The sequence below is a fragment of the Leptospirillum ferrooxidans C2-3 genome (assembly GCF_000284315.1).
Classification (GTDB): Bacteria; Nitrospirota; Leptospirillia; order Leptospirillales; family Leptospirillaceae; genus Leptospirillum; species Leptospirillum ferrooxidans.
On record NC_017094.1, the window covers coordinates 224,989 to 237,817 of the forward strand.

General features: G+C 49.5%; 12 protein-coding genes. 10 read left to right on the plus strand and 2 right to left on the minus strand.

What is annotated here, in order from left to right; all coding sequences use genetic code 11:
• The first annotated feature begins 6 nt into the window (after positions 1–6).
• The 6 genes from LFE_RS01180 (at position 7) to LFE_RS01205 (ending at position 8,665) form a co-directional block, all read left to right on the plus strand.
• The gene (locus LFE_RS01180) at positions 7–774 is read left to right on the plus strand and encodes a lysophospholipid acyltransferase family protein (protein ID WP_148272506.1); all 768 of its coding nucleotides are present in this window, start codon (positions 7–9) and stop codon (positions 772–774) included.
• A 284-nt stretch (positions 775–1,058) separates the two neighbouring features.
• A complete protein-coding gene (locus tag LFE_RS01185; protein WP_014448450.1) occupies positions 1,059–2,147 on the plus strand; it encodes a hypothetical protein in 1,089 nt (362 codons plus the stop codon).
• Between the two features lie 91 nt (positions 2,148–2,238).
• Positions 2,239–2,847 carry a YkvA family protein gene (locus LFE_RS01190; RefSeq protein WP_014448451.1) on the plus strand — a complete coding sequence of 203 codons (609 nt, stop codon included), beginning with the start codon at positions 2,239–2,241 and terminating at the stop codon, positions 2,845–2,847.
• 210 nt (positions 2,848–3,057) lie between these two features.
• Positions 3,058–4,464, plus strand: a complete 1,407-nt coding sequence (locus tag LFE_RS01195) for a TolC family protein (protein ID WP_232502542.1) — start codon at positions 3,058–3,060, stop codon at positions 4,462–4,464.
• Positions 4,464–5,576, plus strand: coding sequence for an efflux RND transporter periplasmic adaptor subunit (locus tag LFE_RS01200; protein ID WP_014448453.1), 1,113 nt, complete (start codon positions 4,464–4,466; stop codon positions 5,574–5,576). The genes LFE_RS01195 and LFE_RS01200 overlap by 1 nt, the downstream gene beginning before the upstream one ends.
• Positions 5,576–8,665 carry an efflux RND transporter permease subunit gene (locus tag LFE_RS01205; protein ID WP_014448454.1) on the plus strand — a complete coding sequence of 1,030 codons (3,090 nt, stop codon included), beginning with the start codon at positions 5,576–5,578 and terminating at the stop codon, positions 8,663–8,665. The genes LFE_RS01200 and LFE_RS01205 overlap by 1 nt, the downstream gene beginning before the upstream one ends.
• An 11-nt stretch (positions 8,666–8,676) precedes the next feature.
• Here LFE_RS01205 and LFE_RS01210 read toward each other — a convergent pair whose 3' ends face one another.
• A complete protein-coding gene (locus LFE_RS01210) occupies positions 8,677–9,477 on the minus strand; it encodes a DODA-type extradiol aromatic ring-opening family dioxygenase (RefSeq protein WP_014448455.1) in 801 nt (266 codons plus the stop codon).
• Between the two features lie 156 nt (positions 9,478–9,633).
• On the opposite strand from LFE_RS01210, the gene LFE_RS01215 reads away from it, so the two are divergent.
• The 4 genes from LFE_RS01215 to dapF are packed head-to-tail and all read left to right on the plus strand — an operon-like array spanning position 9,634 to position 12,606.
• A complete protein-coding gene (locus tag LFE_RS01215; protein ID WP_014448456.1) occupies positions 9,634–10,053 on the plus strand; it encodes a TraR/DksA C4-type zinc finger protein in 420 nt (139 codons plus the stop codon).
• 4 nt (positions 10,054–10,057) lie between these two features.
• Positions 10,058–10,801 (plus strand): SDR family NAD(P)-dependent oxidoreductase, encoded by a 744-nt coding sequence (locus tag LFE_RS01220; protein ID WP_014448457.1) that lies wholly within the window; start codon positions 10,058–10,060, stop codon positions 10,799–10,801.
• Positions 10,788–11,681, plus strand: coding sequence for a hypothetical protein (locus LFE_RS01225; protein WP_232502543.1), 894 nt, complete (start codon positions 10,788–10,790; stop codon positions 11,679–11,681). The genes LFE_RS01220 and LFE_RS01225 overlap by 14 nt, the downstream gene beginning before the upstream one ends.
• Positions 11,682–11,727: 46 nt before the next feature.
• The gene (dapF, locus tag LFE_RS01230; RefSeq protein ID WP_014448459.1) at positions 11,728–12,606 is read left to right on the plus strand and encodes a diaminopimelate epimerase; all 879 of its coding nucleotides are present in this window, start codon (positions 11,728–11,730) and stop codon (positions 12,604–12,606) included.
• 6 nt (positions 12,607–12,612) lie between these two features.
• Here dapF and LFE_RS01235 read toward each other — a convergent pair whose 3' ends face one another.
• A complete protein-coding gene (locus tag LFE_RS01235) occupies positions 12,613–12,801 on the minus strand; it encodes a hypothetical protein (RefSeq protein ID WP_014448460.1) in 189 nt (62 codons plus the stop codon).
• Positions 12,802–12,829: the final 28 nt, after the last annotated feature.

A 12,829-nucleotide genomic window follows, 5' to 3' on the forward strand; every position in this document is an offset into this window, starting at 1 on the left:
GGTCAAATGGAAAAATCTTCCAAACTTAAAAAAAGGTACGTCATATTAGGTCTTATCGGTTCTCTTATTGTCCGGTTGATCTGGATAACGAACAAGAAGACCTTTATCGGTTTTCAGGACTATTGGTCCAAAACGGCAGATGGAAATGGTGTTCTTGTGACATTCTGGCATAATCAGGGTCTCTTGATGCCGCTGGCCTGGAAGGGTTTGCGAGGGCGCTCCAGAATCATCGTTTCCCGTTCAAAAGATGGCGATCTGATTGCGGGACTCCTTCGTATCTTTGGCATCTTGTGTGTCAGGGGATCATCAACCCGGGGAGGGAAAGAAGCCCTGTCGGATATACTGATCGCCGGGAGCGACCCGGGAATGACACTTGTTGTTACCCCGGATGGTCCCAAGGGTCCCGCCGGAATAGTCAAGGAAGGTGTTTCCTACCTTGCCCTGAAAACAGGTCGCCCTCTTTATTGCCTATCAGTATCCTACACACGGGTCCATATGTTCAAAAGCTGGGACGGATTCCTGTTGCCATGGCCCTTTGGTCGGTCCTTCTTTGTGTGTCGTGGACCTATCTTTTTGTCCGGTGGAGTCGATAAATTTGCCAGAAAGAGAGTTGGTGAACAAATACAATGGCATCTTGATCGTGTCAACGAATACTCCAGAGCTTTATCTCTTGGTCATGTTGATATCAGGACTGTTGAAAAAAGGCTGCAGGAGATTTGTCCTTTCGATGAATCGGTGGTTGTTTCGGGGGGGGCGGATCTTCCGGATTCTTGAGTTATTGCCCAGGCTTATTGGGGGAAGTGGTTGATGAAAAAGTGGTTGCACAATACTATAGTATAGGGCTCTATACTATATGACATCGCTTTTTAAATGGGGAAATATCTTTCTTCAAGATATTGTTTCCAAGGAGACCTTGCTTGACAGTTCTCCATTTCAGGGATAGGATCCATATCATACATGAGACATAGTATCATTACTGATTTTGGGAGAACGGGATTTTTTATCCATTCTGAGCCCGGGAAGTATCGTTGTCTTTTTTTATGTCTTTAGGAGAATCAATGTCGTTTCCGTTCCGCCTTAATGTATTTTTCCCAGTCCTTTTTTTGCTTTTGTTCGGGGTGGCTCCGGTGAATGCGGAGAGTGCCATGGATCTTTCTGGGGTTCCCACTCCCTTCCCGGGGCTTGAGGTTCCATGGGGATTCGGTTCATTGGCTGAGACATCGCCTGTTTCCGGGCAAGGTGGCATGAGCGACCATCCTAGTGGTTTGCCTTCCGCGACAACCACGACGAATATGCTTTCAAGCGGGATTGCTCATGCGGGTAACCGGATCTTTATTGAACCCCTTATTGTCAAGGATGGAGATATCGATAATCAGTTGACCCTTATGCCCGCTTTTGGCGGAATGCCGGGAAGAAGCAGTGCCTTTACGACTCCCGTGATGCTGGAAAAACGCATCACTCATCACTTCAGTCTGCGGGTTGATACCCATTATATTGATCTCTGGACGCCCAACCATCCTTATTCCGGGTTTCAGTATGCCGGGATCCAGGGGAAGTATCTGATGTATGAAAATGACCCTCATGAAATTTTTACGACGTTCATCATGAGGGGTATTGTTCCTGTCGGAGGAACGCCTGTCGGTCAGGGGAATCCATTTACACTCTACTCTTACCTTGTTTTTAACAAGGGACTCGGTGACGTTCCTGTTTCTTGGATTCGTCCTTTTGCGTTTCAGACCGATGTGGCGGGGATCGTTCCGTTCGGGGCTGGTCCGATGGCTTTGTCCGACTATATGGGAACCTATGATTTTCAGGACTCTATCCGTTTTGACGGGGCAATTGAATACAGCCTTCTCTATCTTCACGATATCATCGGTGTCAACGTTCCTTCTTTCCTTGCCCATTTGACGCCAGCTGTTGAATCGAGAACTCTGGTCAACCTTTCGGATAACGGGTACTACGGTCGGACGGAGGGGTACCTGTCTTACGAGATGAACTATCAGGCGGACTGGTATCAGGTCAGCCTTGCCTACCAAAGCCCGTATGGAGCGGATGCCTCTTTTCAGGGACAACGGTATGTTTTTTATACGACGTTTTTCTATGGCTGGCTTCTTCGAAAAATGGGTTACCATGCAACACCGTATTAGTATCCCTCCGTTGTTCCAGGAAACTTGAAATGTGTTTTCTCTTGACAACCAAAACTCCTCTAATTAACATTTGCGAATGAAAACTTCACAAATGTTAAGACTTCTGGATGCGACAGGATGTTCTCCTGAAGAGCTTGGAAAAATGATTGGTGTTTCAGGAATGACCTTGCGTCGCTGGCTGAGGAAGGATGCAATGGTTGTTCCTTCTGTCTATGTTGCGGCTATTCGAGATACCTGTTACAGGCTTATTGCTGAAAATCGGCTGGATCCGGGTTTGCCGGTGGTGAGAGAGATTCTTGCCGACGCTCCTTCCAATGAATATCAGGCGGCAGTCCAGAACCTTGGCCTCTCCAAGGGTTTTGAAGTCGGAGAGAAGGTCTCCCAGGACCGTATCCTTGGTTGTCTTTCCCAGATTGGCTCATCTGTCGAGAAGCAGAAGAAGGTCAAGAAGGATTCGAAAAAGGTTTCGTCATTCAAAGGTCTGGGAGAGGAATGGTCAGAGCGAATAACACTTTTGTGGAAGGTGGTTCGTTCAAAAAGTCTGTCCTCTCCGGATAAGCTGGTTGCCTATGGTGCTCTTTTTTACCTTTTGACACCGATCGATTTTATTCCTGACCATATCCCGTTTTTTGGGATGCTGGATGATTTTTGGGTGCTGGGTATCGCGTCTGCTTACTATGCCAAAAAGCTTGAACCGTGATAGGTAACGATTGAGCATGCATTCGTTTATATACTCCCCCCTTGTATTTTGTTTTAAATTGATACATAGTATCGAAATGATGAATTCTTGATGAAAATGAAACTTGTTTATGAAATGAAAGTGGTTCTATTTTGATTGGATCTTTTGAGGACTATCGTTTGAAGAACCATAGACTGTCATCCGGAAGAGGTTTTCCCTGTGGGAGATAGCATGCCGACTTTTTTAAAAACGCTTCGATCTGTTCTGATCTTTTTGCCTCTATTCATGATCCTTTTCTCTGGGGAGTCTTATGCGGCATCTGCCGAAACGGAAGTGGGGCAGAATCCCAGTCCCAAAATCGCAGAAGAGCAAAGCGCTCATTCTCCGGTGGCACGAAGGCTGACGGTCGCTCAGGCAGTGGATATCGCCCTGCGGAAAAACCCGGATATCTTGGCCTACAAGGCGTCCTGGAAATCGACCAAAAAACTCGAGGTAACAGCCCTGGCTCCTGCCGATCCACAGATCCAGTACCTGTTTGGAGCAGGAGAACAGGGGAATGGCCCCAACGGTCAGGGGCTTCCTTATCAGTCCGGGAATAACTGGGCGATCACCCAGAGTGTCCTGTTTCCCGGAAAGTCGGAGATCGGATACCAGATCAACAAGGACAATACGGAGACATCCTACCTGGCATACAGGGCCCAAAGAGTCTCTCTCCGGAACCAGACGGAAATGGCTTGCTACCAGTTGCTTCTGGCCCAGAAAGCTCTTTCCTTGAACCTTGAAATGCAAAATTGGCTGGCGAGGGTTCTGGACATCACAAGAACCAAGCTGTCTGTGGGATCGGCCCAGATCCTTGATGTGGTCAATGCGAAGGTCCAGCTGTCACAGGCCAAGCTGGACCAGCTTACAGCCGAGATGTCGGAGATGATTGCAAGACGCCAGCTGAATGCCCTTTTGGCTTACTCTCCAGACACTCCGATCGAGATCGATTCTCCGGAAGCACCTGTAGCGTTTTCCAGACCTCTTCCCGGACTTGAAGTCCAGGCACTGAAAAATCGTCCGGATCTCCTGTCCAGTGAGACCAACCTCGAGTTGAATCGCCATCAGCTGACCCTGACAAAGATGGGTTACCTTCCGGATTTCCAGTTTGAGGGGTCGATGGGTGGGGAGTCCTGTTATGGATTTTCCGGTCTGAACTGTTATTACGCTGGTCTTCAGGTCAATGTGCCAATCTTCGCCATGATGAAGCAAAAGCCACAGGTCGATTCGGCATCAGATCAGGTCAGGTCTGCAAATTTTCAATATCAGTGGCAGGTGATGCAAGTTCGGCTCAATGTGGATAACTCCTATTCACAGGTTGTTCTGGGATATCGGCAGTATGAAATCAGCGATCGTGAAATCATTCCACAGACACGACTGGCCTTTGATCTGGCTTTGACGGGTTATGAAAACCAGAAAAACGATTTTTTATACCTGATCAGCGCAATACAGGCCTACAAGCAGGCCCGTTATGCCGGGTATCAAAATCTGATCGGATATTACCAGGCCCTTTCAAATCTTGAAGCGGCGGTTGGAGAATCTCTCCCTGAACTGAACGGGGGAGTTGTCGGGGCGGAAGGTCGGGAAGAGGTGAAGTGATGAACTTTGGAGGTTTTTTGGCGTTGGGGTTTTTGATGATGTCACTGTTTGTCCCGGGTGGATGGATCCATCCCCATCCTGTTTTTGCATCACCACCGGACTCCATTCCCCTGACATTGACCCCCGAGCAGATCAAGGCGGGTTGGGTCAAGACGGAAGTTGCCGTTCCCCGAAGAATTTCCCGAACGATCCGGAGAACCGGAACGATCAACTTTGACGAAGGAAAGGTTTCCGTCATTTCTGCCAGAGTGGCTGCGAGAGAAGTAAAAATCTTGGCCTTTGAGGGGCAACGGGTTTCAAAAAACGATGATTTGGCTAAAGTCTATAGTCCTGACTTTGTAACGGCTGAGGTGGAGTACCTGAATGCTTTCAGGGTGGCGAAGACATCCCAGGACGCGTCGGAAGCCAAGTCCTATATCCAGGCGGTGGCAAAGAAGCTTTTGCTGATGGGGGCTTCCGAAAAGGACCTGACAAGACTTTCCAAAACGGGAAAGATTGATCCTTACCTGACGATTCATTCTCCCAGGGCAGGAACAATCCTCAACTCCCAGCTGAGAGAAGGTCTCTTCATGAATCCGGGGGATCAGCTTCTGACCATTGCGGACCTGTCCAAGCTTTGGGTCTATATGGATATTTTTGAAGGGGATCTGCCTCTTGTCCGCCAGGGGCAAAAAATCAATGTGCATACAGTGGCCTATCCCGAAATGAGCTTTGCAGGGAAGATCATTTATCTGGGCGGGATGGTCGATCCGGCAACAAGAACATTTCATGTCAGGGGGGAAATTTCAAATCCCGATAATTTGCTGAAGCCGGGGATGTTTGCCTCGGTTATCATCAGTCTTGACCGGCCAACGGGAGAAATTGCGCTTCCTGATGCGTCCTTTATCAGGGACGATCAGGGATACCATGTATTTGTTGAAACGGCACCTGGAACGTTTGTGACTCGGGAGGTCTCTGCCGGTGATGAGTCGGACGGGGAAATGACGGTTTTTTCAGGAGTCTCTTCCGGGGAAGCGGTTGCGACATCTGGTGCGATCCTTCTTGAAAATATTCGTCAGGACCTACAGAACCGCGGGGTGCTGCCCCAACCACGAAAGCGACAGGTCCGTTAATGAGAACACTTCTGAAACTGGCTCTCAGGGAGAGGGTTTTTGTTTATCTGTTGAGCGTTGTGGTTGTTGTTCTGGGTGTCGTTTCCTATCAGAACCTCCAAATCGAGCCATATCCGGATGTTTCTCCCCTTATGGTAAGGGTTTTGACCCAGTGGCCCGGTCGTGGTGCGGAAGAAGTGGAAAGACAGATCACCCTGCCCATTGAGATTGCGATTAACGGCACTCCTGGCATGAAGGCACAGCGATCCATCTCCATGTACGGGCTTTCCGTCGTGATGGCCATCTTTTCGGATGGAGTGAATGATTTTGAGGCCAGGCACCGCATTTATAACCGGACGGCTCAGGCCAATCTTCCTGCCGGTATCGTTCCGGTGCTGGATATCAATACACCCGCAACCGGTGAGATCTATCGATACACCCTTTCGGGAGCGCCACTCGATGAGCTGAAAACTCTGGATGACTGGGTTCTTGAACGGCGTTTCAAGGAAATCCCCGGAGTGGCTGACGAATCGGGAATGGGCGGATGGATCAGACAGTATCAGATCCTGGTGGATATGAGCCGACTCAGAGATTACAACCTGACTCTCTCCCAGGTGATGAATGCTGTGTCTGCAGCGAACAACAATGTTGGGGCGTATGTCCTGAACTTTGGTGAAACGGCCCAGGTGGTCAGGGGTATCGGACTTTTGCGCAATCGTGATGATATTGGCAAGATCATGGTTGCGGAGGTCAAGGGAACGCCCGTTTTGATCAGGGATATTGCAACCGTTCAGATCGGCCCCCAGCCCAGGCTTGGCAGGGTGGGAAGAAATTTGAACAACGATACGGTCGAAGGGGTTGTCCTTTTATTGCGCGGTGCAAATACCCGTCATGTTCTGGAGCGAGTTCACAAAAAGGTGGCGGAAATCCGGGCCCATGACCTGCCAAAAGGGGTCAGGATCAATACCTTCTACGACAGAACGGAATTGATGGGATGGACTCTTCATACCGTTCTGGAGAATCTGTCTCTGGGTATTACTCTGGTTCTTTTGACATTGTACGTTTTTTTGGGAAATTTGAGGTCTGCCCTGATTGTCGCCATTACGATTCCGGTTGCCCTTCTTGCAGCGTTCTCCCTCATGAAGCTCAAAGGCATATCTGCCAATCTCCTGTCATTGGGAGCGATCGATTTCGGTATTTTGGTGGATGCTTCGGTCATCGTTGTGGAAAATATTTACCGGCATCTGATGGAACGTCCATCTGGTGATAAAACGGACACCCGGTCGATTGTTTTTTCAGCAGTGACGGAAGTGCAGGGAGCGACGGTCTTTTCCACGATGATTGTATTTGCGGCCTATGTTCCCCTTTTGTTTATGAAGGGGGTTGAAGGAAAGATCTTTACCCCCATGGCCTATACCATGGGGGGAGGTCTTCTGGCGGCAGTGATCTTGTCGATGACCCTGTCTCCCGCAATTTCATCGTCAGCTCTTTCCAATGTTGCTCCCCATGAAGATACATTGCTGATGCGTCTTGTAAAGAGATCCTACCGGTTTCTCCTATCATGGGTTCTGGCGCACAAGGCTGTAACACTGTCTCTGGCCGGAGGCTTCTTGATCTTGACGTTATTGATCATTCTTCCGAGGCTTGGAACGGAGTTTCTTCCTAAACTAGAGGAAAACAACCTTTATATCCGGGCAACCTATCCCGTATCGGTCAGTCTTCCCTACGGGGCAAAAATGACGGATGGCATCAGGAGAATGATTCTGGAGACTCCGGAGATCAAGGTTGTGACTTCTGAGGAAGGACGTCCGGATGATGCTTATGATGTCGGAGGGTTCTGGAACGCAGAGTTTGCCGTGTTTTTCAAACCCGAGAAACAATGGCGTCCCGGCGTGACCAAAGCGATGATCCAGAAGGAAATCCTGACAAAGCTTCACGGAATTCCGGGAGTGACGTTTAATGTGTCCCAGTATATTGAAGACAATGTGGAAGAGGCTGTCTCAGGGGTCAAGGGGCAGAACAGCCTGAAAATTTTTGGTCCGGATCCGAAGGAGCTTGAGCGACTTGCCCAGAAGACCGTTTCTCTCCTGGCTTCCGTCAAGGGAATGACCGATCTGGGGATTTTCAGGATTCGAGGGGGTCAGGAGCTTCTCATTCGTGTCGATCCCTCCGCCTGTGCCCGTTATGGAGTTCATGCCCAGGATGTGGAGAATGTCATCCAGACCGCTGTGGGTGGAGTCGCTGTGACCCAGATCCTGAAAGAAGAGGAGCGTTTTGACGTGACAATCCGGCTTGCCGGAAAATACCGAAAGGATATCAAGGCCATCCGATCCATTTTGGTGGATACTCCGGACGGGTCACATATTCCTCTCTCCCAGCTGTCGACGATTGAGGTCAAGAACGGAAACTCCTATATCTTCCGGGAGCAGAATTCCCGCTATATCCCTGTGAAGTTTTCGGTGAGACATCGGGATATCGGTAGCGCGGTCGATGAAGCCAAGAGCCTCATTTCAAAAAATGTTCCAATGCCAACCGGTTACAGGATCCAGTGGTACGGGGAATACAGGGAGATGAAGGAAGCCCAGTCGCGTCTTCTTGTTCTGGCTCCCATTGCTGTTGCGATCATGTTTTTGCTCTTGTATTGGTCCTATCAATCTGTCGGGTATGCTCTTGTACAGCTTCTCTCTGTGCCATTTGCCCTTACCGGAGGGGTCTGGGCCCTGTACCTGACGGGACATCATCTCTCCATTTCTGCTGCAATCGGATTCCTGTCGCTTTTTGGCATTGCGATCCAGGATGGCATGATCCTGATCAATTTTGTAACAAGACTGAGGCAGGAAGGAATGGGAATGGCCGAAGCCATTACAAGGGGCGGGGAGCTTAGAGTCCGGCCCGTCCTGATGACAGCGCTTCTTGCGGGTCTTGGACTTCTTCCGGCAGCCCTTTCAACCGGAATCGGCAATCAGGCTCAAAAACCTCTTGCGATCGTTATTGTGGGAGGAGTCGTGACAGCCATTCTCTTTACCCTTCTTGTACTGCCTGTGGTGTATTCCCTGACAGGGAAGCTGCCACAGGCTCCGAAGGGCTTTACCGGCGATGAGATCTCCTGAGTCTTGCCCGGCTACTGTGTGGATTCCAGGAGAAAGCCTGTCATGGAAATGCAATGGTAGGAGATATCCCTGTTGGGGACGGAGATCTTTCTTTCCGGGGAGCATTCCAGTGAACGGCTTGCCCATCCGGCAAAAGCCAAAAGCGGAAGAAAATGCTCTTCAGTGGGGTGGTTCCTGCTTCCGTATGGAGCGGCGGTCCTGTAATGGATCAAGTCATCCCAGTTTCCGGCCTGAACGGTCTTGACAGTCCAGTCATCAAATTCTTCAGCCCACCGGGCGTTTCCTCCGGTGGTGACCCTTGCCTCAAAAAGATTGTGGGTGATTCCTCCGCTCGCCAGAAAAAAGAGATCGTTCCCAGCGATATCATGAAGGTCCCGTCCAAACTGAAACATCTCCCCTGTTCCCATCTCTCGTGAAAGGGAGATGGGAACAACCGGGATTTGAGAGTCCGGGCTCATTGTCATGAGGGGAATCCAGACTCCATGGTCTAACCCCCTATTGTTCTCCATTTTGGATATCCATCCGGATTTGGACAGATTTTCGTTCAAGTTCATGGCAACCGAAGGGGATCCGGGTGCTGGGTAGCGCATTTGATAGAGCTCTTCCGGGAAACCTCCAAAGTCGTGAATGGTTTTTGGGTGGGGATTGCCTGAAATGGTGAGTTCTTTTTCCATCCAATGGGCGGAGATGACGGCAATGGCCCTGTAGTTCTTTTCGGGTTTCAGGTAAGTTTGCCAGGAATGCAAGGCCCTGTCGGTTCCGAGAATGATATCCGGCGCTCCATGGCTAACAAATCCAGCATTTTTTTGCAACGAAGACCCCCACTTTGACAATGATGACGGAAAGATTGTTGAAGGATTGTCCCTTGCTGTGTATAGTCGATATGATGGAATGGGTTCATGCCGCTTGGCAAGTTCTTTGCCGCGGACTGTGGCGTCTTTTTTGATGTTCAAAGGGAGAGTCATTCAATGGACGAGTTTTCCTCTGGCAGTTCAGGTCAGGATTCTCCACCACAGCCAAGTAGTGGTCGGGACTTTTCTCGCATAGAAAGGCTTTTGCTGGATCAGCGGGATCAAATCCTGAAAGAGGCGGGAAGGGTTGTTGGTATCGGTGTCGCCAATGTTGCCGGTTTGACTCCTGATCCCACAGATATGGCTACAAGAGAAGAGCATGAGGCGTTTTCTCTCCGTCTGAAGGAGAGGGAGAAGAACCTTCTCCGGAAGATTGATCTCGCTATCGAAAGGATCAAGGAAGGTGATTTTGGCATATGCGAAGAGTGTGGCGAACCAATTGAAGAAAAACGTCTGATGGCCAGACCAGTCACAACACTTTGTATTGATTGCAAAACACTTCAGGAGATTCAGGAAAACGCAAAACGTCCTTCCTGAGCCAATGAACAAAATCGTGTGGGTAACGGGGACGTCAAACGGTTTGGGGAAAGCCCTTGCATCAGAACTTCTTCAGTGCGGGTTTGATGTGCTGGGTTTTGTCCGTTCTTCTGCTCCGGCCACTGATTTGCCCGCTAACGGGTTTCGCTATGAGCAAATTGTTCTGGATCTTTCGGATCTTTCCGCTTGCCGGAAATTCCTCCGGGAAGATCCTTGGGCAGATATGATTCCATGGCTTGTCATCCACAATGCTTCGATACTCCCTTCGAGAAATCCTTTATGGGAAGAGCCTTGGGAAGATATTGAAAGGGCTTTTGCTGTCAATGTCGAAGCTCCCCTCCTGTTTTCAAGCCATCTGATGGCCCGGCAGATCGTATCAAACCCTGGTGGTGGCCATCTTTTTCTTTCCTCCGGAGTCGGCCGAAGGGTTCGTTCCGGTTGGGGGAGCTACGGCATTTCCAAGCTTTGTATCGAAGCGCTTTCCCAAACGCTGGCTTCGGATCTGCCAGAGCCTTTTTTTGCTGCAACCCTGAATCCCGGTAAAATGAGAACAAAGATGAGGCAATTCGCCTATCCTCTCGAGGATCCCGGCAGCTTGCCTTCCCCTTCGCGGATTGCTTTTGATATCGCCCGATTTGTAAGGTATCTGTCTTGGACCGGTGGACGGGAGTTCAATGGCTCGGTCCTTGAGATGGAGGATATCGTGAAATGGACACCATCGGGGAGAGGTCATGATGGACTGGTGTGATTTGGATAAAGGGAAGCGCCTTGTCAGCGTTTTTGGCATGTTTCTTTTGGGGGGATCCCTGTTTTTTCCCGGATGCATGATGGCTCAACCGGAAAAGAATAATGCTCTTGTGGTCCAGAATAACGCTCGATTCCTTCATGCATACAAGGATGCCAGGGTGGATTTATCCCAAAATCAATTTTCAAAAGCGGAAGCGATTGACCAGGCATGGAAAAAATATCCCTATCTGACTGCAACCAATCAGCATTTGCTGCTGGGGCTTGATCACCAGATTGGGAGGGACGAGGCCATCTACCGGATGGGGGAGGCTCGGCAGCTTGAACGGGTGGGGCATCTGAATGAAGCTTTGTCCAAGGTTTCCCAGGCGGCCCGTCTGGATCCGTCGTGGGTCATTCCCAAGAGAGCCCGCAGGCATCTCCTTATTTTGATCGAGGTTCAGAACCAGATGGGAAGGCAATGGGAGTCATTGTCTGCCCGACTGCTCCTTTTGAGGAAAGAGGGACCGGCCAATCCCGAGCTTGACCGGACATTGTCCTGGGCGTACCGGCACCTGGCTCAAACCAGACTCTCTTCAAACCATCTGCCTGGCGCCTATCGGTCCGTCAAAAGAGCCCTTCTGCTTGATCCGTCAGATAACGATGCAATCGAACTCAAAAAACGCATTCTGGAACAGGTCAATACGCATATTGCACACGGAGAAGCCTATTTCAGGAACAATCAGATTCGAAAAGCTGTCCAATCATTTCGCGAGGCATTGCTGATACGACCCTCTGACCCAAGAGCCCAAAAAGATCTGGATATGGCGCTTGAGGCCCAGGCACTCGGCAATAATTCCCGCCATCCATCGAGTTCTCCCCAGTCACCCGCACCAAGACTGTGACCGTTGAACATCATGAACATTAACCCTATCGGAAAGGATCTTTGAAATGGCTTTGGAACAGGATTTTATCAAGTCGCATGGATTGGGAAATGATTATATTGTCATGACGGCTCCACCTCCCGGTCTTTCGTGGTCTCCTGAAATCATTCGACTGATCTGTGACCGGAATTATGGTGTGGGTTCTGATGGAATATTGCTTTTAACCAGGGATCATGAGCCTTTTGGCCTCCGTATTTTTAACCCGGATGGCAGCGAAGCGGAGAAAAGCGGAAATGGGCTAAGGATCTTTGCGAAGTTCCTGTATGAATACGGTTATGCAAAAAAAGAATCTTTCGAGATCGAAACCTTGGGAGGAATGGTTTCTGCCAAGGTGACATTGGGAGAGGATCGACTGGTGAAAAGAGTTCTTGTGGATATGGGAAACTATACGCTGGATCCGGATAAGGTTGGTGTCAAAGGTGCATTGTCTCCTCATATTGAAGGAGAAATTGATCTTGCACCGAACTTGAGGCTCAAGGGGACGGCTGTTTCGGTCGGGAATCCTCATTTTGTCTTTTTTGTGGACAAGATCGATGAAGACTGGATCAAAAAATGGGGGTCGGCGATTGAAAATAATGCTCTTTTTCCTCGTCGAATCAATACACAGATGGTTAAAGTGACAGGCGAGGATCGGATTGAAATCCGTATTTGGGAAAGGGGAGCCGGTTATACTCTGGCTTCCGGGTCTTCTTCTTGCGCTGCTGCAGCTGTTTCGGTTCACCTTGGCAAAGTCAAAAGCCCTGTTCGTGTATCAATGCCAGGGGGGGAATTGACGATTGATGTTTCGAAAACCGGAGAAATCCGGATGGAAGGCCCCGTTGCTTCCGTCATGAGCGGCCGATTTACTTCCGAGTTTTTATCAGAACTGAAACATATTGCGGGTTAATAAGCGTTAATGTTTTTGTCCGGCAGGAATTTCCTTATGCTGGGTTGCAAAGCCGACAAAATCCTGATGGGCCAAGTGCCAAAGATTGGTTCCCATGATCAAAAGAAAAATGACTGCGATCGGAAGGAGCATCCAGAATAGGGACCGGTCTTTTTTGGTTGTCTGGTTTGGGTCTCTCGGGTCGAAATCAATCATGACTTTCCTCTTTTTGTATTGGAGGTTG

Coding starts and splice junctions, on each gene's coding strand:
- LFE_RS01180 (WP_148272506.1), top strand. CDS start 7: ATGGAAAAATCTTCCAAACTTAAAAAAAGGTACGTCATATTAGGTCTT.
- LFE_RS01185 (WP_014448450.1), top strand. CDS start 1,059: ATGTCGTTTCCGTTCCGCCTTAATGTATTTTTCCCAGTCCTTTTTTTG.
- LFE_RS01190 (WP_014448451.1), top strand. CDS start 2,239: ATGTTAAGACTTCTGGATGCGACAGGATGTTCTCCTGAAGAGCTTGGA.
- LFE_RS01195 (WP_232502542.1), top strand. CDS start 3,058: ATGCCGACTTTTTTAAAAACGCTTCGATCTGTTCTGATCTTTTTGCCT.
- LFE_RS01200 (WP_014448453.1), top strand. CDS start 4,464: ATGAACTTTGGAGGTTTTTTGGCGTTGGGGTTTTTGATGATGTCACTG.
- LFE_RS01205 (WP_014448454.1), top strand. CDS start 5,576: ATGAGAACACTTCTGAAACTGGCTCTCAGGGAGAGGGTTTTTGTTTAT.
- LFE_RS01215 (WP_014448456.1), top strand. CDS start 9,634: ATGGACGAGTTTTCCTCTGGCAGTTCAGGTCAGGATTCTCCACCACAG.
- LFE_RS01220 (WP_014448457.1), top strand. CDS start 10,058: ATGAACAAAATCGTGTGGGTAACGGGGACGTCAAACGGTTTGGGGAAA.
- LFE_RS01225 (WP_232502543.1), top strand. CDS start 10,788: ATGGACTGGTGTGATTTGGATAAAGGGAAGCGCCTTGTCAGCGTTTTT.
- dapF (WP_014448459.1), top strand. CDS start 11,728: ATGGCTTTGGAACAGGATTTTATCAAGTCGCATGGATTGGGAAATGAT.
- LFE_RS01235 (WP_014448460.1), bottom strand. CDS start 12,801: ATGATTGATTTCGACCCGAGAGACCCAAACCAGACAACCAAAAAAGAC.